This is a genomic window from Microbacterium sp. KHB019, from assembly GCF_037285405.1.
In the GTDB taxonomy this organism is placed as follows: domain Bacteria; phylum Actinomycetota; class Actinomycetes; order Actinomycetales; family Microbacteriaceae; genus Microbacterium.
Genome location: NZ_JBBDHF010000004.1, coordinates 336,259 through 359,364, shown reverse-complemented (window position 1 = coordinate 359,364; position 23,106 = coordinate 336,259). Strand labels below are relative to the sequence as shown.

General features: G+C 69.1%; 26 protein-coding genes and 1 pseudogene. 16 read left to right on the top strand and 11 right to left on the bottom strand.

Annotated elements, in window-relative coordinates; translation table 11 throughout:
• Positions 1-132: pseudogene (locus tag KHB019_RS14965) on the top strand (IS481 family transposase); the annotation flags it as partial.
• Here KHB019_RS14965 and KHB019_RS14960 read toward each other — a convergent pair.
• Entirely contained in the window at positions 129-818 is a 690-nt protein-coding gene (locus KHB019_RS14960) for a response regulator transcription factor (RefSeq protein ID WP_337459346.1), read from the bottom strand. The pseudogene KHB019_RS14965 and the gene KHB019_RS14960 overlap by 4 nt on opposite strands.
• Positions 815-2,074 (bottom strand): sensor histidine kinase, encoded by a 1,260-nt coding sequence (locus KHB019_RS14955; protein WP_337459345.1) that lies wholly within the window; start codon positions 2,072-2,074, stop codon positions 815-817. Before KHB019_RS14955 ends, KHB019_RS14960 begins: the two co-directional genes overlap by 4 nt.
• Positions 2,075-2,201: 127 nt before the next feature.
• On the opposite strand from KHB019_RS14955, the gene KHB019_RS14950 reads away from it, so the two are divergent.
• Entirely contained in the window at positions 2,202-2,825 is a 624-nt protein-coding gene (locus KHB019_RS14950) for a dihydrofolate reductase family protein (RefSeq protein WP_337459344.1), read from the top strand.
• Positions 2,826-2,835: 10 nt separating this feature from the next.
• Here KHB019_RS14950 and KHB019_RS14945 read toward each other — a convergent pair whose 3' ends face one another.
• On the bottom strand, positions 2,836-3,681 hold the full coding sequence (locus KHB019_RS14945; protein WP_230102591.1) for an exodeoxyribonuclease III: 846 nt from the start codon (positions 3,679-3,681) through the stop codon (positions 2,836-2,838).
• A 153-nt stretch (positions 3,682-3,834) separates the two neighbouring features.
• On the opposite strand from KHB019_RS14945, the gene KHB019_RS14940 reads away from it, so the two are divergent.
• From KHB019_RS14940 to KHB019_RS14915, 6 genes are read left to right on the top strand one after another with little or no spacing between them, the layout of a single operon-like run.
• Positions 3,835-4,545, top strand: a complete 711-nt coding sequence (locus KHB019_RS14940; protein WP_325471160.1) for an HAD family hydrolase — start codon at positions 3,835-3,837, stop codon at positions 4,543-4,545.
• Positions 4,538-5,548, top strand: a complete 1,011-nt coding sequence (gene phnD / locus KHB019_RS14935; protein ID WP_230102593.1) for a phosphate/phosphite/phosphonate ABC transporter substrate-binding protein — start codon at positions 4,538-4,540, stop codon at positions 5,546-5,548. The genes KHB019_RS14940 and phnD overlap by 8 nt, the downstream gene beginning before the upstream one ends.
• Before the next feature lie 12 nt (positions 5,549-5,560).
• A complete protein-coding gene (phnC, locus tag KHB019_RS14930; protein ID WP_337459343.1) occupies positions 5,561-6,382 on the top strand; it encodes a phosphonate ABC transporter ATP-binding protein in 822 nt (273 codons plus the stop codon).
• The gene (gene phnE, locus KHB019_RS14925; protein WP_230102595.1) at positions 6,379-7,197 is read left to right on the top strand and encodes a phosphonate ABC transporter, permease protein PhnE; all 819 of its coding nucleotides are present in this window, start codon (positions 6,379-6,381) and stop codon (positions 7,195-7,197) included. Before phnC ends, phnE (KHB019_RS14925) begins: the two co-directional genes overlap by 4 nt.
• Positions 7,194-8,081, top strand: a complete 888-nt coding sequence (gene phnE, locus KHB019_RS14920) for a phosphonate ABC transporter, permease protein PhnE (RefSeq protein ID WP_230102596.1) — start codon at positions 7,194-7,196, stop codon at positions 8,079-8,081. Before phnE (KHB019_RS14925) ends, phnE (KHB019_RS14920) begins: the two co-directional genes overlap by 4 nt.
• Positions 8,062-8,922 (top strand): MurR/RpiR family transcriptional regulator, encoded by an 861-nt coding sequence (locus KHB019_RS14915; protein WP_230102597.1) that lies wholly within the window; start codon positions 8,062-8,064, stop codon positions 8,920-8,922. The genes phnE (KHB019_RS14920) and KHB019_RS14915 overlap by 20 nt, the downstream gene beginning before the upstream one ends.
• Before the next feature lie 5 nt (positions 8,923-8,927).
• Here KHB019_RS14915 and KHB019_RS14910 read toward each other — a convergent pair whose 3' ends face one another.
• Positions 8,928-9,464, bottom strand: coding sequence for a YbhB/YbcL family Raf kinase inhibitor-like protein (locus tag KHB019_RS14910; protein ID WP_337459342.1), 537 nt, complete (start codon positions 9,462-9,464; stop codon positions 8,928-8,930).
• A gap of 100 nt (positions 9,465-9,564) precedes the next feature.
• Here KHB019_RS14910 and pyrE point away from each other — a divergent pair, with 100 nt between their 5' ends.
• From pyrE to KHB019_RS14895, 3 genes are all read left to right on the top strand, one after another.
• Positions 9,565-10,137: an orotate phosphoribosyltransferase gene (pyrE, locus tag KHB019_RS14905; protein ID WP_230102599.1), complete on the top strand. Its 573-nt coding sequence runs from the start codon at positions 9,565-9,567 to the stop codon at positions 10,135-10,137.
• Positions 10,134-11,036, top strand: a complete 903-nt coding sequence (locus KHB019_RS14900; protein ID WP_230102600.1) for an ROK family protein — start codon at positions 10,134-10,136, stop codon at positions 11,034-11,036. The genes pyrE and KHB019_RS14900 overlap by 4 nt, the downstream gene beginning before the upstream one ends.
• Before the next feature lie 121 nt (positions 11,037-11,157).
• A complete protein-coding gene (locus tag KHB019_RS14895; protein ID WP_337459341.1) occupies positions 11,158-12,309 on the top strand; it encodes an anhydro-N-acetylmuramic acid kinase in 1,152 nt (383 codons plus the stop codon).
• A gap of 190 nt (positions 12,310-12,499) precedes the next feature.
• On the opposite strand, the gene KHB019_RS14890 is transcribed toward KHB019_RS14895, so the two are convergent.
• From KHB019_RS14890 to KHB019_RS14870, 5 genes are all read right to left on the bottom strand, one after another.
• On the bottom strand, positions 12,500-12,667 hold the full coding sequence (locus KHB019_RS14890; protein ID WP_230102602.1) for a hypothetical protein: 168 nt from the start codon (positions 12,665-12,667) through the stop codon (positions 12,500-12,502).
• Positions 12,664-13,233, bottom strand: coding sequence for a YdeI/OmpD-associated family protein (locus KHB019_RS14885; RefSeq protein ID WP_337459340.1), 570 nt, complete (start codon positions 13,231-13,233; stop codon positions 12,664-12,666). The genes KHB019_RS14890 and KHB019_RS14885 overlap by 4 nt, the downstream gene beginning before the upstream one ends.
• 21 nt (positions 13,234-13,254) lie before the next feature.
• A complete protein-coding gene (locus tag KHB019_RS14880) occupies positions 13,255-14,055 on the bottom strand; it encodes an HAD-IIA family hydrolase (protein WP_230102604.1) in 801 nt (266 codons plus the stop codon).
• A gap of 86 nt (positions 14,056-14,141) precedes the next feature.
• On the bottom strand, positions 14,142-14,774 hold the full coding sequence (locus KHB019_RS14875; RefSeq protein WP_337459339.1) for a metal-dependent transcriptional regulator: 633 nt from the start codon (positions 14,772-14,774) through the stop codon (positions 14,142-14,144).
• 23 nt (positions 14,775-14,797) lie between these two features.
• On the bottom strand, positions 14,798-16,081 hold the full coding sequence (locus tag KHB019_RS14870) for an Nramp family divalent metal transporter (RefSeq protein ID WP_337459338.1): 1,284 nt from the start codon (positions 16,079-16,081) through the stop codon (positions 14,798-14,800).
• 75 nt (positions 16,082-16,156) lie between these two features.
• On the opposite strand from KHB019_RS14870, the gene KHB019_RS14865 reads away from it, so the two are divergent.
• From KHB019_RS14865 to KHB019_RS14850, 4 genes are all read left to right on the top strand, one after another.
• Positions 16,157-16,783, top strand: coding sequence for a TrmH family RNA methyltransferase (locus KHB019_RS14865; protein WP_337459337.1), 627 nt, complete (start codon positions 16,157-16,159; stop codon positions 16,781-16,783).
• Positions 16,784-16,836: 53 nt separating this feature from the next.
• Positions 16,837-18,042, top strand: a complete 1,206-nt coding sequence (locus KHB019_RS14860) for a sensor histidine kinase (protein ID WP_337459336.1) — start codon at positions 16,837-16,839, stop codon at positions 18,040-18,042.
• Complete coding sequence (locus tag KHB019_RS14855) at positions 18,039-18,695, top strand: response regulator transcription factor (protein WP_337459335.1); 657 nt, start codon at positions 18,039-18,041, stop codon at positions 18,693-18,695. Before KHB019_RS14860 ends, KHB019_RS14855 begins: the two co-directional genes overlap by 4 nt.
• Before the next feature lie 92 nt (positions 18,696-18,787).
• Positions 18,788-19,936 carry a hypothetical protein gene (locus tag KHB019_RS14850; protein WP_337459334.1) on the top strand — a complete coding sequence of 383 codons (1,149 nt, stop codon included), beginning with the start codon at positions 18,788-18,790 and terminating at the stop codon, positions 19,934-19,936.
• Here KHB019_RS14850 and KHB019_RS14845 read toward each other — a convergent pair.
• Both KHB019_RS14845 and KHB019_RS14840 read right to left on the bottom strand, forming a co-directional pair.
• On the bottom strand, positions 19,879-20,772 hold the full coding sequence (locus tag KHB019_RS14845; RefSeq protein ID WP_337459333.1) for a hypothetical protein: 894 nt from the start codon (positions 20,770-20,772) through the stop codon (positions 19,879-19,881). The two genes, KHB019_RS14850 and KHB019_RS14845, sit on opposite strands and share 58 nt — an antisense overlap.
• Before the next feature lie 28 nt (positions 20,773-20,800).
• Positions 20,801-22,126, bottom strand: coding sequence for an MATE family efflux transporter (locus KHB019_RS14840; protein WP_337459332.1), 1,326 nt, complete (start codon positions 22,124-22,126; stop codon positions 20,801-20,803).
• A gap of 78 nt (positions 22,127-22,204) precedes the next feature.
• On the opposite strand from KHB019_RS14840, the gene KHB019_RS14835 reads away from it, so the two are divergent.
• A complete protein-coding gene (locus tag KHB019_RS14835; protein ID WP_337459331.1) occupies positions 22,205-22,756 on the top strand; it encodes a J-domain-containing protein in 552 nt (183 codons plus the stop codon).
• Positions 22,757-23,106 lie beyond the last annotated feature (350 nt).

The window sequence follows — 23,106 nt, the reverse complement described above, 5'->3', positions numbered from 1 at the left end:
TACGGATCCGAATCCGAACGCCGAGACGCGCTACCCGGCTGGCTGCACTTCTACAATCATCACAGGCACCACTCCGCAGTCGGAGCCGCGCCCGTCAGCAGAATCAACAACCTGCCTGGACATCACAGCTAGGCGAGCCCGCCGCGCAGCGCCAGCACCACGGCCTGCACGCGGTCGCGTGCGCCGAGCTTCTGCAGGATGCGCGAGACGTGGGTCTTCACGGTCGCCTCACCGATGAACAGCGACGCTGCGATCTCGGCGTTGCTCATCGCCTCGGCCATGAGCGCCAGCACCTCGGCCTCTCGGTCGGTGAACGGCTCTGCGGGTCGTATCGCGGCGGATGCCGTCGGCACCGCATCCTCGCCGGACGAAGCGCCCGCGTACCGCTGGACAACACGGCGCGTCACCTCCGGTGCGAGCATCCCGTCGCCCGCGGCGAGGACCCGAACCGCTGAGACGAGATCCTCCGGCCCGCTGTTCTTGAGCAGGAACCCGCTCGCGCCGGCATCCAGCGCGCTGAACAGGTAGTCGTCCCGATCGAACGTCGTCACGATCGCGATCGACGCGTGCACCTCAGGGTCGGCGACGATCCGGCGCGTGGCTTCGATGCCGTCCATGTCGGGCATCTGCACGTCCATGCTGATGACGTCCGGCCTCAGGGCGGATGCCTGCGCCACCGCCTCGGCGCCCGTCGCAGCCTCGCCGACCACGGTGATGTCGGGCTGGCTGTCGAGGATCGTCCGGAATCCGGCCCGCAGCATCGCGTGATCGTCGACGAGCAGCACGCGGATCTTGTCGTTCGCATGCAGTGCGGTCATGCGGATGCTCCGGTCAGCGCGGGTGAGGTCAGCGGGATCTGCGCGCGCACGCGCCATCCGCCCTGCTCGCGCGGTGCGGATTCGATCGCGCCGCCGGAAGCCAGCGCGCGCTCGCGCATGCCCAGCTGCCCCATGCCAGGGCGGGGAGCAAGGAGTCTCCGGCCGGTGTTGACCACCTCGAGCTCGACGTCATCGTCCGTGTAGCGCAGCCGCACATCGGCCGTCGCGGCGGGGCCGGCGTGACGCCGTGCGTTCGTGAGCGACTCCTGGGCGATCCGATACAGGTTCACCTGCACCACCGACGGCACTGGACGCTCATCGCCGACGACCGTGAATCGCGTCGGAAGTCCTGCGGCGTCCGAGGCCTCGACGAGGCTCTCGATGTCCGCCAGTCCGACGGTTGACGGCGCATCGTCGCCCTCCGCGTCCGACGAGCGCAGTGTCTCGAGCAGGTGACGCAGTTCGCTGATCGCCTCACGCGCAGAGGTCTCGATGCCGCCGAGCATCTCCTTGGACTTCGCCGGGTCCTGGTCGATGACCATGCGGGCAGCCCCGGCCTGCACGCCCATCACCGATACGTGATGAGCGACGACGTCGTGCAGCTCGCGTGCGATCCGCACCCGCTCGAGCGCGACGGCCTGGGCAGCGGTGACCTCGCGCTCACGCTCCAGGTCGACCGTGCGCTGCTCGAGAGCCTGGCGCTGCATGGCGGAGTTCCAGGCGTGCTCGCCGAAGAAGTAGGCCCCGGCGAAGTACAGCACGTTGATCAGCAGGTTCAGCAGCATGAAGGCGAGATAGGGCGACATGGCACCGGCGATCACGTCCTCCTCGCGGGCGGCGTCGATCGCGTCGCGGTACATAGTGATCAGCAGCCACGCGAACATCCCGACGATGATCGCGACACGCACGATCATCGCGGCACGGCGATTCGCCATCCAGGCCCCCACTGTGTAGAGGGCGATGAACACGGCGATGTTGCCGGCGTAGATCTCGGGCAGATGGAGCGTGACCGAGACGAAGTAGGCCACCGACACGAGGATCGCGACGGGTGCCGGCCACACCCGGCGGAACGCCAGCGGTGCGGACACCACCGCGAGGTAGATCAGGGCCTGCCACAGCGGTGCCTGGTCGTCGCCGTAGATCTCCGAGATCGCCGACAGGGCTGCGCTGATGACGCCGGCGACGAAGATGACGACGGCCAGCAGCGCGTCGGTCTGGCGCTGACGCGTCGTGAGCGCGCGGGAGGATGCGGACATGCCTCAACGGTACGGGCGACCGGATGCCGCGGCATCCGCCATGCGGCGGATTCTGCCGCGAGAACCAGTCGACAGACGGCCGGGAACGGAGGACGCTGAAGAAGAACCTCACGGCGAAGGAGCGATCATGACCGGGCGCATCATAATCGACCTGTTCACCACCCTGGATGGCGTGGCGCAGGCGCCAGGCGGGCCGGAGGAGGACACTTCAGGGCGATTCCCATTCGGTGGGTGGCAGGCGGGTGTCCCCGACGACGCCGTCGGCCGCTGGGTCATGGACGGTATGTCGACCCTCGACGCCCTCCTTCTGGGTCGGCGGACCTACGACATCTTCGCCGGGTACTGGCCGCAGCACACGACGGGGCCGGAGGGTTCGATCGGCCGGCTGTTCGATCGGGTGCCGAAGTACGTGGCATCCAGGAACGCCGATCTCGCGCTCGACTGGCAGGGCTCGACGCGCATCGGCGACGACCTGCCTGCGGAGCTCGCGCGGCTTCGCGAGAAGCACGAGGACGTGCACGTGATCGGCAGCATCGACTTCGTCCACACCCTGCTGGACGGGCAGCTCTTCGACGTTCTGCAGCTGTGGGTGTATCCGCTCGTGCTCGGTCGAGGGAAGAAGGTCTTCCCGGACGGCGCGGCCGCGGCGAACCTCACGCTGCTCGGTGCCGAGGCGGGTGGCGGCGGTGCTGTCAGTCTGCGCTACGCGCCGGCGGAGGGCGAGATCCGCACCGGTGTGATGGGGTCGTAGCGGGAGCGGCTCAGGCGAAGATCATCGGCATGTCGTCGTCGTCCTCGGCGGTGTCGAAGGCGAGGTCGACGACCACCGGGACGTGGTCGCTGGGCTGCTCGCCCTTGCGCTCGTTCCGGTGGATGGATGCTCCGGTCACGGCATCCGCCAGCGCACGGGACCCCAGGACGAAGTCGATGCGGATGCCCTCGTTGCGGGGGAACTTCAGCCGCTGGTAGTCCCAGTACGTGAATCCTTCGGGGATGAGCGGGCGGACGACGTCCACGAGCCCTGCATCCTTGAAGGCGAAGAACGCCTCGCGCTCCTGCGGCGAGACATGCGTCGAGACGCCCTCGACGATGTCGGGGTCGCCGTTGTCCTCGGGCAGCGGGATGATGTTGAAGTCGCCCACCAGCGCCAGCGGCAGATCGGGCTTCGCCTGCAGCTCGGCGGCGGTGGCCCGCCGCAGCTGCTCCAGCCAGTGCAGCTTGTACGCGTAGTGCGGGTCGTCGAGCGAGCGGCCGTTGGGCACGTACAGGCTCCACACCTTCACGCCGTCGATCGTGGCTCCGATCGCGCGCGCCTCGAGCGGGGCATCCGGGCCCTCATGGCCCTTCGCGAACCCCGGCATCCCCGCGAACGACGTCTCGACGTCGGTGATCGGAAGGCGGCTCGCGATCGCGACGCCGTTCCACTGATTCAGGCCGTGCGCCTCGACGTGGTAGCCCGCGGCCTCGAACGGCTCGTACGGGAACTGCTCAGGCTTGCACTTGATCTCCTGCAGCGCGAGCACGTCGATGTCTTCCCGGACGGCGAAGTCGACGGCGCGGGAGACGCGGGTGCGAATGGAGTTGATGTTCCAGGTGGCCAGGCGCATGCATCCAGCCTACGGGCGGTGTCGGACGTCCGGATGCCGACGCTGGTCGTGGAGTTCACGAGACGTTCACGCCCGAGGGGCGAATCGTCCATACACGACTGTCACTGTGGACGCATCGTCCGCAGATCGTACGAACCAGTGATCAGGAGAGCAGTGAGCGTCACCATCGTCCTCGACTTCGACGGGACCATCGCGCTCGGCGCTGGTCCGCTCGAGGCCTTCGCCAGCGCTGTCGCGACGGCCTGCGGCGATGCGCCGTTCACCGACCGCGCCATGGAGGCGGTCTCGGCGTTCGAGCGCGGTGAGCGCGACGCGCGGGACGGATACGACGTCATCAGCAGTCTCGCCGGCGAGCAGGGACTCTCCGCCGAGGCCCTCGAATCCGCCTATCAGTCGTCGCGGGCGCTGCTCGGAACCGAGCGCGCCGCGATCACCCCACCGAGCGGGCTGGCCGGCTTCCTCACCCGCATCCGACCCTCGGCACGCCTCGTCCTCGCAACCAACGCGCCCGGTGCCGGCATCCTCCCCGTGCTCGACCGGTGGAACGTCGCCGATCTGTTCGACGACCTGCACTTCACGGTCGGCAAGCCGGCTGGCCTGTATCCCATCCTCCGCGCCGCATGCGCTGCGGGACCCGTGCTCTCGGTCGGCGACATCTTCGAGTTCGACCTGGCGCCCGCCGCCGAGCTGGGCGCCGCGACAGCGCTGGTCGGTGCGACCGCCGAGCGCTCTCCCGAGCGCGTGACGATGCGTGCACGCACCATCGCCGACCTGTACGGCGACATCGAAGCCTGGGCCGCAGGCGCGGCATCCAGTACCCCCACCCGCACCACCCACACCGAAAGGCATGATCTCCATGCGTAAGTCCCTGCTCACCGCGGGCGTCGCCGCGGTCGCCGTCCTCACGCTCGCCGGCTGCAGCAGCACGCCGGCGGACGGTTCAGCCGACGAGGCGACCGAATGGCCCGAGTCCATCACCCTGTCGCTCGTCCCCTCGGTCGAGGGCGAAGACCTCGCCCAGGCGCTCGACCCGCTCACCGCGTACCTCTCCGAGAACCTCGGCATCGAGGTCGATGGCGTCGTCGCATCCGACTACGCCGCCACCGTCGAAGCGCTCGGCACCGACCAGGCGCAGGTCATCATCACCGACGCCGGGTCGCTCTACAACGCGATCGACCGCTACGACGCCGAGCTGATCCTGCGCGACGTGCGCTTCGGAGCAACCTCGTACGCGGCCGTGGCCTACACGAACAACCCCGACAAGTACTGCGACGACGAGCCGGTCATGTCGACGTACGCGGCCAGCGGCATCGAGCTGTCATCGTGCAACGGCATCGAAGAGGCCGGAGCGGAGTCGACGGGATCGGGCCCGGCCGCCGTCGAGGCGCTCGGCAAGATCACCGACGGCACGAAGGTCGCCCTGCAGGCGGCGACATCGCCCGCCGGCTACCAGTACCCCGTCGTCGCGATGCGCGAGCAGGGCGTCGACACGGATGCCGGGATCACGCAGGTCCCCGTCGAGGGCAACAACAACGCGGTCCTCGCGGTGTACAACGGCGACGCCGAGGTCAGCTTCGGCTACTGGGATGCCCGCACCACTGTCGCCGAGGAGGCGCCGGACATCGCGGACGAGGTGGTCGCCTTCGCCTACACCGAGATGATCCCCAATGGCGGCGTCGCGGTGAACTCCGCGCTCCCCGATGACCTCGTCGAAGAACTGACCACGCTGCTCGACGAGTACGCCGATTCCTCCGAGGAGGCCGCGTCGGTCATGTTCGACCTCGTCGGCCTGTCGGACTGGACCAGCGAGACCGCCGAGGACGAGATCACCCGCTACGGCGAGATCCTCGCCCAGTTCGCCAACTGACGAAGCAGGAACATGCGCATTGATCCACTGCACGCGGAGGTCGGGACGTCCCCGGCCTCCGCGTCGTGGTCGATCCGTCTCGACGACGTGTCGGTCACCTACCCCACCGGCACCAGGGCCCTCAGCGGCGTCTCACTCGACATCGCCGCAGGTGAGATGGTCTCGATCGTCGGCCTCTCCGGCTCGGGCAAGTCGACCCTGATCCGCACCATCAACGGCCTGGTGCCCGCGTCATCCGGCACGGTGACCGTCGGCCCGCACACGGTCACCGGCATGCGCGGCCGCGCACTCCGCGAGCTGCGCGGCCGCATCGGCATGATCTTCCAGGGCTTCAACCTCGCGGACCGCTCGGACGTCTACCGCAACGTCCTCGTCGGGAGCTTTGCGCGGACGCCGACCTGGCGGACGCTGCTCGGGGTCACGACCGCTCAGGATCGCGAGCTCGCGCTGCGCTCGCTGGATTCCGTCGGGATGCTGGAGAAGGTGTGGAACAGGGCCGGACAGCTCTCCGGCGGTCAGAAGCAGCGCGTCGCGATCGCGAGGGCGCTCATGCAGCAGCCCAGTGTGATGCTCGCCGACGAGCCGGTCGCGAGCCTCGACCCGCCAACGGCTCACGCGGTCATGCACGATCTGCGCCGGGTCAACCGTGACGAGCAGCTCACCGTGCTCGTCAACATCCACCTGATGGATCTTGCTCGGCAGTACACGACCAGGATGATCGGCCTGCGTGCGGGAGAGGTGGTCTACGACGGCCAGGCCGCTGCAGCCACCGATCACGACTTCGAGCAGATCTACGGGCGTCCGATCCAGCCGCGGGATGTGCTGGGCGCATGACGAGCAGCCTTTCCGCCGCACGCTCAGCAGAGGTTCCGCCCAAGCCGCGCTCGCGCGTGCGCACGGCGCTCGTCTTTCTCGCCTTCGCCGCATTCACCGTCGCGACCTGCATCCCCGCGATCGGCGGCATCGAGCTCGACGTCGGTGCTCTCATCCGCAATTGGAGCAACGGCTCGGGGCTGCTGGTGCAGTTCCTGCAACCAGACTTCGGATTCCTGCCGCGCACGATCGGGCCGATGCTCGAGACGCTCCAGATGGCGGTGGTCGGTGCCGCCCTCGCCGCCGTCGTCTCCGTGCCGCTGACTCTGTGGGCCGCCGCTCCGACCAATCCGAACGCGCCGACCCGCGTCCTCGTCCGCACGATCATCAACGTCGTCCGCTCCGTCCCCGACCTCGTCTACGCCACGGTTCTCGTTGCGATGGTCGGCGTCGGAGCCCTGCCAGGACTCATCACGCTGTTCCTGTTCGACCTCGGCATCATCGTCAAGCTCGTCTCCGAGGCGATCGACGCGACCGATCTGCCGATCATCGAAGCCGGCCGCGCGGCAGGCGGGACGCAGACGCAGATCAATCGCCGAGGGGTGCTGCCGCAGACGTGGCCGCTGTTCGCGAATCAGTGGCTGTACACCCTGGAGCTCAACGTCCGCATCTCCGCGATTCTCGGCATCGTCGGCGCCGGCGGCATCGGGCGCCTGCTCGACGAGCGCCGTGCGTTCTACGCCTACGACGATGTCGCGGTGATCGTCCTCGAGATCCTCGTCGTCGTCGTGCTCATCGAGATCTTCTCGAACTTCCTGCGAAGGAGGCTCGTATGAGCGTCCTCACCGCCCCGTCGGCGACCGGTCTGGAGGTGCCGCGGCATCCGTCCCGAATCACCCCCACCGTGGTCGCCGTCATCGTCGGCGCCGTGGTGCTCGCATCCGCCGTGGGGCTGCCGATCCCGTGGAGCGATCTGGGGTCGCTGCCCGGCGAGGTCGCGCACTACCTCGGGCTCATGTTCTCCGCGCCGAACTGGGAGATGGTTCCGCAGGCGCTGTTCGAGACGTGGCGGTCGTTCTCGATGGCCTGGATCGGTGCGATCGGCTGCGTGATCGTCTCCATTCCCCTCGGGATGCTCGCCGCGCGCAACGTCGGGCCGATCTGGCTGCGGCTGCCCCTTCGAGGGCTGTTCGCCGTCATCCGCGCCGTGCCGGAGGTCATCATCGCGCTGCTGCTGCTCACGGTCACCGGTCTCACGCCGTTCACCGGAGCTCTGGCGCTGGCGATCGCCGGCATCGGAACCCAGGCGAAGTGGGTCTACGAGACCGTCGAGTCCGTGCAGGAAGGAGCATCCGAAGCGGTGCGTGCAGCCGGAGGGAACACGGCCGAGGTCACGCGGTGGGCCTTGTGGCCCGCGGTCGCCCCCGCCTTGCTGTCATTCGCGCTGTATCGCTTCGAGATCAACATCCGGACGTCCGCCGTGCTCGGTCTCGTCGGCGCCGGCGGGATCGGCAGTATGCTCGCGAACTACACCAATTTCCGCCAGTGGGACACGGTCGGGATGCTGCTGATCGTGGTCGTCGTCGCGACGATGCTGATGGATGCGGTCTCGGGTGCCATCCGGCGGAGGATCATGAAGGGTCCACGAGCCAAGGCGGCTCCGGCGCAGAGAAACCTGGTGCAGAGGGAGGAGCGGATCGATGTGGCAAGGGTCAGCTGAAGCCCCGCCGACCGCCCGCATCGCGATGTTGGCGCCGTCGATGCAGCCCAGTGAGCGCCGGGTGGCCGAGTGGATCGCAATGGATGCGGATGCGGCCGTCGAGCGGACCGCGCAGGAGATCGCCGACGTCGTCGGGGTGGGACGTGCGACCGTGATCCGCACCGCGCAGACGCTCGGATACGACGGGTATCCGCAGTTGCGCGTCGCGCTGGCTCGGGAGAGGGCGACGGCCGCGCCGAAGCAGGACGAGACGGTGGACGGCACCATGCTCGGTGCGCTGCGCGGAGCCGTCGACCGGTTCTCCGCCCGGCTCGCCCACACGGTGTCGGCGGTCACAGAGGAGACCCTGGCATCGTTCGTCGGCGAGCTGGATGCCGCCACGAGGCTCCTGGTCGCCGCGAACGGGCTGTCGGCGCCGGTCGGCGCAGATCTCGCCATGCGTCTGACCTCGGCCGGTCGCCCGGCCGAGTACGTCGCTGACACGCTCGGTCAGCAGATCACGGCGTCCCAGCTCGGAGCAGGATCGACGTGCCTGGTCGTCTCAGGATCCGGCGTGAACCGGGCATCCATCGATGTCATGACCGCTGCGCGGGCCGGGGGCGCGCGCGTGCTCGCGATCACGTCGTTCCCGCGCTCTCCGGTCGCGGAGTTCGCCGACGTCGCGCTCGTCGTCGCCCCGATCAACGACTCATTCCGCGACGAGCTGCTTCACACGTCGCGCGCTTCGCTCATGCTCGTCACCGAGTCCGTGGTCGGACTGCTCGTCCGCACGCGAGGAGAGAGCGCGACGGCCGCCCAGGTCGCCACGCTGTCCGTCCTCGGCCACTCCCTCTCGGAGTAGCCCGGTCAGCGCTCAGCGGGGTCGGCGGTGCCGATGAGAACCCCGCGCGCCAGCGTGTGGAAGTGCCGGTGGAACCCGAGGGTCGCCGGCGTCTCGTCGCCGTCCAAGTCGAGCTTCTCGACGTCGAGCGCGTCGACGACGAAGAAGTACCGGTGGATGCCGGTGCCCTCCGGAGGCGCCGCGCCGATGTACTGCTCCAGGCGCGCCTCGTTCGGCATCACCTTCGTCCCTGCGGGCAGGGCGGCTGCGGCGCCGGTGCCGCTGGGCAGCACGGCGGTGTCGGCCGGCAGATCGAAGGCGGCCCAGTGCCAGAATCCCGACCCGGTCGGGGCATCAGGGTCGAAGCACGACGCCGCGAAGCTCTTGGTGCCGGCCGGCGCCTGCGACCACTGCAGGCCGGGGGAGCGGTCCTCGCCGCCGCGGCCCGCAGACCAGGCGAACAGCGGCAGCGGTCCACCGGCCTCGAAATCGGGGCTGGTCAGTTCGAGCGTGGCGAAGTCGCGGAGCGTGGCGAGTTCGGCATACGGGTCGTACGAGAACATTGATCTCCCTGCGTCGTGGATCCGGACGTTGCGGATCCACGGCCACGATAGGCGAATCGGCCATGCGTGACCAGCGTCACCGCGCCATACACTGGATGCCGTGACTCTCGAAGCCGACCGCCAGTCCCTGCTCGCTCTGATCAAGGACGAGGCGGTGTTCCACGGCGACTTCACCCTTTCGAGCGGCAAGAAGGCGACGTACTACGTCGACATGCGCAAGCTCACCCTCGACCACCGCGCCGCTCCCGCGATCGGCCGGATCATGCTCGACCTCATCGGCGATCTCGACATCGTCGCGGTCGGCGGACTGACGCTCGGAGCCGACCCGATCGCCAACTCGGTGATGCACGCGTCGGTCGCCGCAGCATCCGAGCGGAACGGCCGTCCGCTCGACGCCTTCGTCGTGCGCAAGGAGCCCAAGGACCACGGCCGCGGCCGCCAGATCGAAGGGGCGGATGTCGCGGGCAAGCGCGTCGTCGTCCTGGAGGACACCTCGACGACGGGGCAGTCGGCGCTCAAGGCCGTCGAGGCGCTGCGCCGCGAGGGTGCCGAGATCGTGGCCGTCGCCGTGATCGTCGACCGGAAGACCGGTGCGCAGGCAGCGATCGAAGCCGAAGGCCTCGAGTGGCGCGCCGCCTTCGACCTCGACGACCTCGGCCTCGACCCGCAGTGACCGGCTACGCGCTCGCCGTCGACGTCGGCGGCACGAAGCTCGAGGCGGCGCTGGTCACGACGGACGGGGCGCTGGTCGACGGCAGCCGCAGCCGGCAGGCGACCGGTCGAGCGGCGACGTCGGCGACGATGGATGCCGCGATCACCGCCGTCGTCAGCCACGCGCTGGCCGCTCTGCCGGAGGGTGCCGAGCTCATCGGCGCCGGAGTCGGCAGCGCCGGCCCCGTCGACCGAGACACCGGCGCGATCTTCCCGGTCAACATGCCGTCGGCGCGCGGGTACGGGCTGGCGGATGCCGTCCGGTCCGCAGCATCCGCGACTGTCGGCCATGATGTCCGCACCGTCTTCGGGCACGACGGCGGCGCTCTCGCGCTCGCCGAGTCCTGGCTCGGCGCAACGCGCGATGCACGCTCCTCGCTGTCGATCGTGGTGTCGACCGGCGTCGGCGGAGGGTTCGTCGTGGACGGACAGTACGTCGCCGGTGCGAGCGGCAACGCCGGGCACCTCGGCCAGATGCGCCGCGAGGGCGGGCTGACGCTCGAGGAGATCGCCTCCGGCCCCGCGAGCGCGACGTGGGCGCAGTCGCAGGGATGGACCGGTGCGACCGGTGAGGATCTGGCCCGGGATGCCGCGGCGGGCGATTCGACCGCACGCGCGGCGATCGAGCGCTCGGCGCGCGCGGTGGGGGAGACGCTGGCGGATGCCGCGACCCTCGTCGACCTCGACGTGGTCGCGATCGGCGGCGGGTTCTCGCGGGTCTCCGAGGACTACATCGACCTCGTGCAGGCGGCGCTGACGGCATCCGCTGCTCATGAGTACTCGCGCGCGGCGCGCGTTGTGCGCTCCGGCCTCGGCGACGAGGGCCCGCTGATCGGCGCTGCTGCGTTCGTGCTTCGGTAGGTCGTCGCGTCGGCTTGCACGCCCCGATCTGCTGAGTTCGTCCCGATCTGCGGTCGGGAACGGCTAAGACGTCCGCTGAACGTGCAGGTGTCAGCAGATCGGGACGACGTAGGCTCGAGGGATGCGCGTACTCGGCCTCCTGTCCGGCACCTCCCACGACGGGATCGACGTCGCGGTCGTCGACTTCGAAGAGCACGAGGGGATGCTGAGCGGCCGGCTCCTGCTCGCGGACAGTGTTCCGTACGATCCTGAGCTCCGCGCGCGCCTGGTCGCAGCTCTCCCTCCGGCACCGACCACGCTGGCCGAGGTGTGCGAGCTCGACACCCTGATCGGGCAGGCGTTCGCCGACGTCGCGCGGCGCGCTGCGGCATCCATCGGCGACGTCGATGCGGTCTGCACTCACGGTCAGACTGTCTACCACTGGGTCGAAGACGACCACGCTCGCGGCACCCTGCAGATCGGGCAGCCGGCCTGGATCGCCGAAGCCGTCGGCGCTCCCGTCGTCTCCGACGTGCGCATCCGCGACATCACCGCCGGCGGACACGGTGCACCCCTCGTGTCCTTCCTCGACGAGCTGCTGCTGCGTGAGCGCGCCGGCGTCGCGGCGGCGCTGAACCTCGGCGGCATCGCCAACATCACGGTGGTCGACCGGTCGGGCGTCACCGCATACGACATCGGCCCGGCGAACGCGATCATCGGCGCCTACGGACTCAACCCGCTCGGCTACGACGAGGATGCGGCGATCGCGCTCGCCGGCTCGGTCGACGATGAGCTGCTGGCGGCGCTGCTGGCAGACCCGTACTACGCGCTCGCCGCCCCGAAGAGCACCGGCAAAGAGCATTTCCACCTCGCATACGTGCGCGAGCACGTCGCAGCGCTCGGACGAGACCTTCCGATCGCCGACCTCGTCCGCACGCTCACCGAGCTCACCGTCCGCACGGTCGCGCAGGATGTGCGCGCTGCCGGCATCCGGTTCCTCGCCGTCTCGGGCGGTGGATGCCACAACCCGCTCATCATGGACGGACTGCGCGCGGCCCTCCTCGAGACCGAAATCGTCCTCGCAGACGAGCTCGGAGCACCGGCGGATGCGAAGGAGGCGATCCTGTTCGCCCTGATCGGGTGGTGCACGATGCATGGCGTCGCAGCCGTGACCCCTGGAGGAACCGGAGCGCGCGAGCCGCGCATCCTGGGCACGATCACGCCCGGTGCCGGTCCGCTCAGGATGCCGGAGCCCGTCGCCGAACTGCGCGGCCTGGAGCTCGCCAAGGGCTGAGGGCCGGGGAGCGCGCTCGCGCGCGGAGGTCGCATGCGGCGGTCAAAGTCGCGCCGAGGCAGCCGTTCGCGACCCCTGCCCGCTCAGTCGGGGAGGGAGCTCGCGCGCGGGGGTCGCATGTGGCGGTCAAAGTCGCGCCGAGACAGCCGTTCGCGACCCCTGCCCGCTCCGAGGAGGAGTGACCGCGCCGTCAGCTCTTCCGGTCGTCGTCCCAGGGCCCTTCCCACCAGTTGCCGGAGCCCCGTGAGTCGTCTGAGCCGCCGCGGCGGCGCGAGCGCACGAACTGCACGATGATGATCGTGAGCGTCGACAGGGTGATGAGGATCAGCACGAGGAACAGCAGGTCCTGCTGGTTCATGGGCGCTTCCCTTCTGCGGCATCCGCCACGATCTTCGCGATGCGGGCCGATCGCGTCTCGTCCCGGCGAGCCGTCGCGATGAGCGTCAGCCCGAGCTTCTTCACCGACTTCGGGAACCCGTCCCAGTTCGGGCGGGCGGCGGGGACGGCATCCAGTGCCGCGGTGAAATCGTCGGGCTCTATCCCGGCCTCTGGGCCATCGAGCATCTCCCACGTGCCGTTCGCCTTCGCGACCTCGATCGCCCGGATGCCGGCCGGAGCCAGCAGCCCGTCAGCCTCGAGCGCAGCGAGCCGTGCCTTGTTCGTCGCCGCCCAGCCGCTCGACGGCCGCCGTGGCGAGAACCACTGACCGTTCCCCTCGGCGAGCGTCCGCACTGGGCCGTCGATCCACCCGAAGCAGAGCGCCTGCCGGACGGCATCCTCGTACTCGAGTGACGACCCCGGACCCGCACCGCGCACGTTCAGCAGCCACACGCCGCCCGCGCTCGCGTGATGCTCTTCGAGCCAGGCGCGCCAGTCGGCGACATCTGCCGCCGTGATCCGGTCGCCGTCGTCGAGAACACCCACGTCAGCCCATGCCCTTCCGATTCAGACCGTGGGGATCGTTCCGGTGATGGTGGGCAGCAGGTCGGCGACCGAGTCCACGATCTCGTCGGGGCGGAACGGGTACTTCTCGATCTCGGCCTGATCGCTGATGCCGGTGAGCACGAGCACCGTGTGGAGGCCCGCCTCGATGCCGGCGACGATGTCGGTGTCCATGCGGTCGCCGATCATGCCGGTCTTCTTCGAGTGCGCGCCGATCTTGTTGAGCGCCGACCGGAACATCATCGGGTTCGGCTTGCCGACCACGTACGGCTCCTTGCCGGTGGCCTTGGTGATGAGCGCGGCGATGGCGCCGGTCGCCGGGAGCGGACCGTCGACGCTGGGGCCGGTGGCATCCGGGTTGGTGACGATGAATCGCGCACCCTTGTTGATCAGGCGGATCGCCTTCGTGATCGCCTCGAACGAGTAGTTGCGGGTCTCGCCGACGACGACGAAATCGGGGTTCGTCTCGGTCATCACGAAGCCGGCGTCGTGCAGCGCGGTGAGGATGCCCGCCTCACCGATCACGAACGCCGATCCGCCGGGCACCTGTTGCGCGAGGAAGTCCGCTGTGGCGAGCGCCGAGGTCCAGATGCGCTCCTCCGGCACGTGCAGCCCGCTTGCGCGGAGGCGTGCGGCGAGGTCGCGGGCGGTGAAGATCGAGTTGTTCGTCAGCACCAGGTACGGGATGCCATTGGCCTCCCACCCTGCGAGCAGCTCGGATGCACCGGGGATGGCGTCGTTCTCATGGACGAGCACGCCGTCCATGTCGGTGAGCCAGCATTCGATGTCGTCGCGGTGAGCCATGTGCACAGCCTATTGGTCGCGCCTCAGACGGGAGCAACAGGCGCCGGGAGCAACAGGCGCCGGGAGCAACAGGCGGCGCGCGGATGCTACGCCGCGAGCCAGATCGCCTCGGCCGCACCATCCGGCAGAGCAACGGACGAGCCGTCGACCTCGATGCCCTCGACGGTCACGATGACCGTGTGCCCGACGCCGAGCCCGGATGCCTCGATCTCGCGCAGCAGCTGCGGATCGACGTCGCTGACCCGCAGCACGCGCCCGGTGTGACCGACATCGGCAGAGGCCAGCAGCACGAACGGCTCGCGGACGACCTCGCCCGCGGCATCCGGAATCGCATCGCCGTGCGGGTCGAAGCGAGGGTGACCGAGCCGCGCATCGATCCCCTCGAGCAGCCGATCGCTGATCGTGTGCTCGAGGACCTCGGCCTCGTCGTGCACCTCGTCCCACGCGTAGCCGAACTCCTGCACCAGCCAGGTCTCGATGAGCCGGTGCCGGCGCACCATCGCTAGGGCACGGGCCTCACCGGCGTCGGTCAGGCGCACGGCGCCGTAGGGCACGTGCGAGACGAGCCCCGATGCGGCGAGCTTCTTGACCATCTCGGTGACGCTCGACGGGGCGATGCCGAGCTTCGCGGCGAGCTGAGACGGGGTGATCGCCGCGTCCTGCCATTCGGTGTGCGCGTACACCGTCTTCAGGTAGTCGTCAGCTGCGGGGGAGGCCACGCGTCCAGCTTAGGCGTCGTCGTTCACGCCCCCGAGATCAGCAGCCAGAGCAGGGCCGCGTTCAGGGCGATCAGCAGCACGGAGGCGATGACGCCGGCGGTGGTCGTCCAGACCCGGTTCGCCCATCTGCCGAGCGTGCGCTTCTGCGCCGTGAGCGCGACGAGCGGGATCAGGGCGAACGGGATGCCGAACGACAGCACGACCTGGCTCAGCACGAGCGCGAGCGTCGGATCGACGCCGACGCCGAGGATCACGAGGGCCGGGATCAGGGTGATCAGCCGGCGCGCGAGCAACGGGATGCGCACGTGCAGCAGCCCGTGCATGATCTCCGCGCCCGCGTAGGCGCCGACCGACGTCGATGCGAGTCCTGAGGCGAGGAGGCCGACGGCGAAGAACGTCGCGACCACGGGGCCGAGGCCGGCGGCGAGGGCCGCGTGGGCGCCCTCCAACGAGTCTGTGCCCTCGACGCCGGCGAGATTGGCGGCTGCCAGGAGCAGGATGCCGAGGTTCACCGATCCGGCGATGATCATGGCGATCGACACGTCCCAGCGCGTTGCGGTGAGCAGCCGGCGGATGCGTGAGGTCTCGGTGCGGGCGGCCTCGGCCTCGGCATCCGCGGGCAGGCGGCGGGAGTTCGATCCGAATCGGTCACGGCTCAGGGCGGAGTGCGCATAGATCGCGTGCGGCATGATCGTGGCGCCGAGAATGGAAGCCGCGAGCAGTACGGAGCCCGTGCCCTCGAAGCGGGGGACGATGCCCGCGACGACGCTGCCCGCGTCCGGCGGGGCGATGAACACTCCGGCGAGGAAGCCGACGGTGATGATCACCATGAGCCCGATGATCACGAACTCGAACGGCCTGGCACCCCGCCGGGACTGCACGGCGAGCAGGATCATCGAGACCGCACCGGTGAGGAATCCGCCGAGCAGCAGCGGCACATCGAAGAGCAGGTTCAGGGCGACGGCGCCGCCGATCACCTCGGCGAGGTCGGTCGCCATCGCGACGAGCTCGGCCTGTAGCCAATAGGCACGACGGCCCCATTTGTTGCCCAGGCGCGTGCCCAGCACCTCGGGCAGGCTCTGCCCTGTGACGACGCCGAGCTTGGCCGAGAGGTACTGGATGAGCCAGGCCATCACGTTGCCGGCGAGCACGATCCACACCAGCAGGTATCCGTACTCGGCCCCGGCGGTCATGTTGCTCGCGACGTTGCCTGGATCGAGATACGCGACGCCCGCCACGAGAGCGGGCCCGAGGAGCCAGAGGCTCCGAGGAGGTGTGGCGCGGGCCACCGGGGCAACCATCGTCATATTTTTAGGCACACCGAAACCATAGACCATTTTTAGGCACACCGAAATCTATGGCGAGGCGGATAACCTGGCTGGATGGAAGAGCAGACGCCGGAGCGCACCACCCACGGCGTCGGCCCTTGGCCAGGGGGCGCAGGGCAGTGGCCCCAGGCGGAGCAGTACGATCCAGAGCTGCTCGAGCTCGGCGACACCCGCAATGTCATCGACCGCTACCGGTACTGGCGCATGGAGGCGATCGTGGCCGACCTCGACACTCGTCGTCATCCGTTCCATGTCGCGATCGAGAACTGGCAGCACGACATGAACATCGGCTCGATCGTGCGCAGCGCCAATGCCTTCCTCGCCGACACAGTGCACATCATCGGCCGACGCCGCTGGAACAAGCGCGGAGCGATGGTGACGGACCGGTATCAGCACGTAGTGCACCACGAGGATGTCGCATCGTTCGCCGAGTGGGCGGCTGGCGAGGGCATCCCGATCATCGCGGTTGACAATGTCGAGGGCGCCGTGCCGGTCGACAAGACCGATCTGCCGGAGCGCTGCGTGCTGCTGTTCGGGCAGGAGGGGCCAGGGCTCACCGAAGAGGCGATCGCGGCGGCTTCAGGACACATCGAGATCACCCAGTACGGGTCGACGCGTTCGATCAACGCGAGCGCGGCCGGAGCGGTGATCATGTATGAGTGGTGCCGGCGGTGGGCGTAAGGATCACCCGCGCGGGCGATTCGCGGTCATGGACGCTGTGACACCATGGGGCCGTGCCTGCAGGTGAGACGAGAAGCGCCTCCATCGGCGGTTGGCGGAGCATCGGCCGCCCCGATGTGATGCTCGCGGCAGCGCTGACGATCGTGCTGCTGCCTTCGAGCCTGCTCGCGCTCGTGCAGGAGCCGAACTCTGTCGCGACTCCGCTCGTGGTGATCCTGGCCCTGCTGTTCGTCGCCCTCCATGCGTTGTCGTTCCTCGCACTGCGGCTCCCTGTCGCGTCGTTCGTGGCTGCCAGCGTCGCGATGCTCGCGCTCGCCGCGATGCCCGGTTCTGACGGCGTCCCAGCGGCGGTGTATCCGTCGTCGGCCGCCTTCCTCCTGTGTCTGGCCCAGGTCGTGATCCAGCGCAGCCGCCTGCTCGGACTCGGTGCGCTGGGCATCGGTGTGCTCGGCGCAGTGATCATCACGTTCATGCCGATGTCCGTGCTCGACCCCCAGGTGAGGTGGGGGATGCTCGTGGGCCTGATCGCGCTCGTCTCGGTGGCGTGGGCGATCGGGATGCTTCAGCAGCTGCGCAGGCAGCAGGCCGACGACCGCGATCGCGCCCGTGTCCAGGCGGCGATCGCGCAGGAGCGGATGCGCATCAACCGCGATCTGCACGACGTCGTCGCGCACTCGATGACGGTGATGATCGCGCAGGCGGAGGTCGCCCGTGCCTACGTGCGCGAAGACCCGGATGAGAGCGCCAGAGCGATGTCGGTCGTGGTCGACACCGGACGTGAGGCGCTGCGGGGGATGCGAGGGATCGTGGCCGCGGGCTCGGATGCTCCGCGTGAACCCGTCCCCGATCTCGACGTGATCCGCGCCGACGTCGATGCCGCTCGAAGCGCCGAGACCGAGACGACGTTCGTCGAGGAAGGGGCCAGGGGGCAGCTGGATGCTCCGGCGCGGATCGCGCTGCATCACGCGATGCGCGAGGCGCTCGCCAATGCCATCCGGCACACAGCGCCGCCGCGGCGCATCGACGTGCGGATGCGCTGGACGGCGGAGGCGGTCGTGGTGACGGTCGTCGATGACGGTGGCTCCGGCGTGACATCTGAGCGGAGCCCTGGAGCAGGAATGGGCCTGATCGGCATGGCCGAGCGGGTGCGCAGCGCGGACGGAATGCTGAGCGCCCAGACCGCGGAGCGCTCGGGCTGGACCGTTCGAGTGCAGCTTCCACGCATGGATGCCGAGATCGGAATGGATGCGACCCCATGAGTGTCCGTGTGCTGCTCGCCGACGACCAGGCGCTGTTCCGCGAGGCGGTGACGGCGATGCTGAAGCGCGATGCGCGGCTCGATGTCGTCGGCTCAGTGACGTCGGGCGATGAGGCGATCGCCTTCGTGCGCGCGCACGCGGTCGACGTCGTGCTCATGGATATCCGGATGCCGGGAATCGACGGCATCGCGGCGACGCGGGAGGTTCTGCGGATGCGGCCGCAGGCGCGCGTGCTGGTGCTCACGACCTTCGACCTCGACGAGTACGTCTTCGGCGCCGTGCGCGAGGGTGCGAGCGGGTTCTTGACGAAAGATGCCAGCCCTGAGGCGCTCGCCGATGCGATCATCGCGGTCGCGGCCGGCGAGCCGGTGATGTCGCCGCGGGCGACGCAGGCGCTGCTCGGCTTCGTCCGGGAGGGTGCGCCCTCGAGCGACCCGGCCGCGGCGCTCGAGGTGCTGAGCCCGCGCGAGCGGGATGTCGCGAGGATGCTGGCGACCGGAGCATCCAACGACGACATCGCCCGACGGCTGTTCCTGTCGGGGAACACCGTCAAGACGCACGTCAAGGCGGTTCTCGCCAAGCTCGGCCTGCCCGATCGCATCCACGTCGTTATCTGGGCGTACGAGCGTGGTGTGCTGCGGCCCCAGGGCTGATTCGGCGGCACTCGGGGCTCACCCGCGCGGGTGACGCAGACCGCCTTCCCGGGCGATGCGGTCCACCCACCCGTGTACATACCGTGAATGGCATGAACACACGAACCAGACAGTTCCTTGCGGTCGGGATCGTCGTATCCGCCGCCCTGATCGCGGTTGCCGCCGCGGTCGCGCTCATCGCCCCACTCGCGTCATCCGCACTCGACACCCTCGGGCGCAGCCTCGCCGATCGGATGCTGCCGGCACCGGTATCCGCGGCGATCGGCGTCGCGACCGGCCTGGCCGGCATCGCACTCGGAGTGCGCGGGATCGTCGGACCAACGGGTGCGACGCCGCCTGTGCTGCGCATCGCGGCGGTCGTCCTGGCGGTCATCGCCTTCCTGCTGACGCCGGGCAGCATGATTCCCGTCGCAGGCTACACGTTCGCGATGGTCGTGATCGTCGGCGCCGTCGTGCTCGCCGCGCTGCTCGTTCGACGTCATCTGTGGTGGGGGCTGGCGGTGATCGCTGTACTCGCCGGTATCGTGACCTGGGCGGTCGTGCGAATGCAAGGCGCTCTTCTCGCCCAGGAGCTCACAGCCTCGCTCGTCGAGAAGATTCCGGTGCTGCTGCTCGCAGCGGCGCATCTCGTGCTGCTCGTGGCGCTCACGGCCTGGGCGGCCACCGGCTCAGAAGGCTCACACGGGCGCTTCGCCTCATGGGTGCTGCGGAATCGCATCGCGATCACGATCGCCGCCGCCTGCTGCGCGCTGCCCTACACGATCGCTCGCGCAAGCTGGCTGACGCCGTGGCCGCTGCTCGCACCGAGCGGTGTCGACCTCGCCGACGTGCCGATGGTGCTGCTCACCGGGCTCGGCCTCGGTGCGGCGATGCTCGCCGGCGGCGTGCTGACGCTCGGTCTGATCCTGCCGTGGGGCCGACGTTTCCCCGGCTGGATGGGCGGCCTCGGCGGGCGTGCTGTGCCGGTCGCGCTGGCTGCGGTGCCGGCGTTCGTCGTCGCGGCGCTGTTCCTCGCCGGCGGAGTGGACTGGATCGTGTCCGTTCTCGACGGCAGCCTCGGCGACGGGAGCTTCGAGCTCGCGCTCGAGCTCGTGCTCGTCTTCCCGTTCTGGCTCTGGGGTCCGCTGCTCGCTCTGGCAGCTTGGGGCTACGTGCTGCACCGGCGGGATGCGTCAGACCAGGGTCAGTTGACCCTTCCTGACACGGAGAAGTCTTCTCCTGTTGCGACCCGCAGGTCGTGAATGCGGGCGGACGTCGCGCCCTGCTCGTCGCCCAGTGCCGCGTTCAGGTCATACGGCTGGCCGACGATCTCGCGGACATGCTTGCGCGTGAAGCGCAGCGCGAGGGCGACGAGCGGGTTGCGACTGCCGAGTGTCAGCTCGTTCACGGTGATGACGGCATCCCTGGTCACCCGAATCCTCGCATCGGCGCGCACCGAGGCGAAGAGCAGCTTCCAGCGTCCTCCGGCGTACGCCGTGACGTGGACGCCGTCACTCCCGTCGCCCGTCACGTCGAGCTTCACGCGGCCGAGGCGGATGCCGACCTCGGCCAGCGCCGGGCGCAGGACGGATGTGAGCAGTGGAACGAGGTACTGCGTCCTGACCGAGGCGGAGAACGTTCCACGCGCCGAGCTCAGGTCGTCCGGTGCGGACAGCCCGTTGATGCTTTCGGGATGCCTCGGATCGGTGGGTGCTGCGAAGGTCTGCCAGAGGATCGGGACGTCGAACGCCTGCACGTCGATGTTCACGTCGGTCCGCTCGATGCGGATGGGCGTTGCTCGTATCCGCAGTTCTTGTATCGTTCCGGGCTCCTCGCTGACCGGCTGCGGGTCGTGGTGTCCTGCCGCCGCTTCGTTGCGCGCGGCGAGGTCGGGCGACGCGCGCCAGTCGAACTGCAGACGGACGCGCGTGGCATCGACGGTGAGGTGCTGCAGGTCGTTGCCCGAGAGATCGGCTGCGATCTTGACGTCGTCGAGACCGCTGATCCGAGCCTCGCGGGGGTCGGCGACCTCGGCGTGCAGCGTCGCGCGCAGCCAGCGCACGACGGTCGCCGAGTCGCCGGGCCAGGTGGTGTTCATGGAGCCATCCTCCGCCATCACGACACTGCTACGCGTCTTGGCGGAGCCAACCGCCGGTTCGCACGCGCCAGCCGAGGGTGGCGAAGCGGGCCAGCATGTACACGCCGAAGAATGCGACCGCGAGCCAGGTCACTCCGGCCGTGCCGTCGACGCCGACGAGCGAGATGATGACGAGTGCTGGCAGGAACGGCACGAGGTTGAGTCCGCCGGCGATCGCGAGGTAGCGGACGTCCCCCGACCCCATCAGCACTCCATCGAGCACGAACACGATGCCGGCGATCGGCTGGGCGACGGCCAGGACGATGAGTGCCGGCTGAATGAGCGCCGCCAGGTCCGGGTCGCCGGTGAATGCGAGTCCGATCACTCCGGAGAGAGCGCCGATGATCACGCCGACGATCACACCGAACCAGGCACCCCAGGCGACGGTGCGCGCCAGCACATGCCTGACGCCGGGGATGTCGCCGGCGCCGAGTCCCTTGCCGATGAGCGCCTGCGCGGCGATGGCGAGGGCATCCAGGGCGAAGGCCGCGGCCGAGAAGATCGTGAACACGACCTGCCAACCCGCGAGCTCGTCGGTGCCGATGCCGGTCGCGACGCCGACCGTGATCAGCAGTGCCGCACGCAGGCTGACGGTGCGGAGGAAGAGCCAGCCGCCCGATCGCGCCGATCCGCGCACGCCGTCGCGCTGCGGGCGGACCGATGCCGAGTGCTTGCGGGCGAGCCGACCGACGATGATGACGTAGGCCGCGACCATGGCCCACTGCGCGGTGACCGTCCCGACGGCGGAGCCGGCGATGCCCCACCCGAAACCGTAGATGAACAGGAAGTTCAGCAGGGCGTTCGCCCCGAACCCGAGCCCGGCGATCCACAGCGGGGTCACCGTGTCCTGCATCCCGCGCAGCAGTCCGGTGGCGGCGAAGACGATCAGCATGGCGGGCAGGCCCCACATGCTGATCATCAGGTACGTGTCGGCTTGGGCGGCCACGTCGGCTGGAGCACCGAACAGCGAGACCAGCCAGTCGGACGAGAGGGCTCCGGTGACGGCGAGAACGGCGCCGAGCCCGAGCGCGAGCCACATGCCGTCGATGCCGACGGAGACGGCATCCTTGTGATCGCCGGCACCGAACCGGCGGGCGACGGCCGGGGTCGTCGAGTACGCGAGGAAGATCATCAGCCCGACGATCGTCTGCAGCACGGCGCTCGCGATGCCTAGCCCGGCGAGGGGGATGGTGCCCAGGTGGCCGACGAGCGCGGCATCCACCATCAGGAACGCGGGCTCGGCGACCAGCGCGCCGAGAGCAGGGACCGCCAGCCGCAGGATCTCCCGGTTCAGGGATGTGGGGCGTGCGGTCATCCTCTGAGCCTATGGCGTGCCGGCGACGCTCGTTCGAGGGGCGCGTAGGCTGGTAGAACCGGCATCCGGAGGTGGACGATGACTGATCCTCGAGACGCCGCGGCCCGCTATCGGGCGCGGCAGAACGGCGACCCGGATGCTGAGTCCGAAGCGCCACCGACGCAGCTGAACGCCGAGAACAAGCACCAGTTCGTCGAGACGGCGATCCAGCTCGCGATCCGCCGTGGCGAGTTCGACGATCTGCCCGGCGCCGGCAAGCCGCTGGAGAACCTCGGTTCGCACCACGATCCTGACTGGTGGATCCGCCGCAAGATCGAGACGGAGAACCTCACAGGACTCGGACCGCCCGCGATTCTGCTGCGGAACGAAGACCGCGAACTGGACGCGAGTCTCGACCGTCTTTCGCGCGAAGGCGACGTGCGCGAAGTGCTCGAGGACTTCAACCGGCGCGTGATCGACGCACGCCGGCAGCTCATGGGCGGGCCGCCTGTCGTCACGAAGACGCGAGATGTGGATGCCGAGATCGATGCGTGGCGGCGACGTCGAGCAGCGCGCGCGGTCGCCCCCCGGGACGCCGCGCCGGCACCGGAGTCACCGGGTCGACGTGGCCTGTTCCGCCGGCGCGGCTGAGGTCAGAATTCGAGCCTGAATCTCGAGATGCTCGCGCGAGAATCCTTCCGGCTCCGAAAAGGCAATGGGTAGACATGCCCATTTCGAGCGAAAAAGAGCCGACTGGCCATAAGTCCACGCCTCCTGGACAATGGTCGATACTGCTGAATGCGCGCGCGGGATACCAGTCTGATGAACGAGGGTAGTACCCCCAGAATTGGGGGATTGTGAGCGCGCTCCCACCTTCGCCAGCATGTGCAACAGGAGCCGCTCAACTGAGGGGTGGCGGTGGCTCCTGAACCTGGGGTTGGGGAATCACAAGCACGAAGCCCGTCGGAGACGACGCCCAAACCAGGGTACCCGTTTCCGTC

What these genes read in the sequence shown, in the direction of transcription:
- KHB019_RS14960 (WP_337459346.1), bottom strand. Translation starts at nt 818, where the DNA reads ATGACCGCACTGCATGCGAACGACAAGATCCGCGTGCTGCTCGTCGAC.
- KHB019_RS14955 (WP_337459345.1), bottom strand. Translation starts at nt 2,074, where the DNA reads ATGTCCGCATCCTCCCGCGCGCTCACGACGCGTCAGCGCCAGACCGAC.
- KHB019_RS14950 (WP_337459344.1), top strand. Translation starts at nt 2,202, where the DNA reads ATGACCGGGCGCATCATAATCGACCTGTTCACCACCCTGGATGGCGTG.
- KHB019_RS14945 (WP_230102591.1), bottom strand. Translation starts at nt 3,681, where the DNA reads ATGCGCCTGGCCACCTGGAACATCAACTCCATTCGCACCCGCGTCTCC.
- phnD (WP_230102593.1), top strand. Translation starts at nt 4,538, where the DNA reads ATGCGTAAGTCCCTGCTCACCGCGGGCGTCGCCGCGGTCGCCGTCCTC.
- phnC (WP_337459343.1), top strand. Translation starts at nt 5,561, where the DNA reads ATGCGCATTGATCCACTGCACGCGGAGGTCGGGACGTCCCCGGCCTCC.
- phnE (WP_230102595.1), top strand. Translation starts at nt 6,379, where the DNA reads ATGACGAGCAGCCTTTCCGCCGCACGCTCAGCAGAGGTTCCGCCCAAG.
- phnE (WP_230102596.1), top strand. Translation starts at nt 7,194, where the DNA reads ATGAGCGTCCTCACCGCCCCGTCGGCGACCGGTCTGGAGGTGCCGCGG.
- KHB019_RS14915 (WP_230102597.1), top strand. Translation starts at nt 8,062, where the DNA reads ATGTGGCAAGGGTCAGCTGAAGCCCCGCCGACCGCCCGCATCGCGATG.
- KHB019_RS14910 (WP_337459342.1), bottom strand. Translation starts at nt 9,464, where the DNA reads ATGTTCTCGTACGACCCGTATGCCGAACTCGCCACGCTCCGCGACTTC.
- KHB019_RS14895 (WP_337459341.1), top strand. Translation starts at nt 11,158, where the DNA reads ATGCGCGTACTCGGCCTCCTGTCCGGCACCTCCCACGACGGGATCGAC.
- KHB019_RS14890 (WP_230102602.1), bottom strand. Translation starts at nt 12,667, where the DNA reads ATGAACCAGCAGGACCTGCTGTTCCTCGTGCTGATCCTCATCACCCTG.
- KHB019_RS14880 (WP_230102604.1), bottom strand. Translation starts at nt 14,055, where the DNA reads ATGGCTCACCGCGACGACATCGAATGCTGGCTCACCGACATGGACGGC.
- KHB019_RS14870 (WP_337459338.1), bottom strand. Translation starts at nt 16,081, where the DNA reads ATGACGATGGTTGCCCCGGTGGCCCGCGCCACACCTCCTCGGAGCCTC.
- KHB019_RS14865 (WP_337459337.1), top strand. Translation starts at nt 16,157, where the DNA reads ATGGAAGAGCAGACGCCGGAGCGCACCACCCACGGCGTCGGCCCTTGG.
- KHB019_RS14855 (WP_337459335.1), top strand. Translation starts at nt 18,039, where the DNA reads ATGAGTGTCCGTGTGCTGCTCGCCGACGACCAGGCGCTGTTCCGCGAG.
- KHB019_RS14850 (WP_337459334.1), top strand. Translation starts at nt 18,788, where the DNA reads ATGAACACACGAACCAGACAGTTCCTTGCGGTCGGGATCGTCGTATCC.
- KHB019_RS14845 (WP_337459333.1), bottom strand. Translation starts at nt 20,772, where the DNA reads ATGAACACCACCTGGCCCGGCGACTCGGCGACCGTCGTGCGCTGGCTG.
- KHB019_RS14840 (WP_337459332.1), bottom strand. Translation starts at nt 22,126, where the DNA reads ATGACCGCACGCCCCACATCCCTGAACCGGGAGATCCTGCGGCTGGCG.
- KHB019_RS14835 (WP_337459331.1), top strand. Translation starts at nt 22,205, where the DNA reads ATGACTGATCCTCGAGACGCCGCGGCCCGCTATCGGGCGCGGCAGAAC.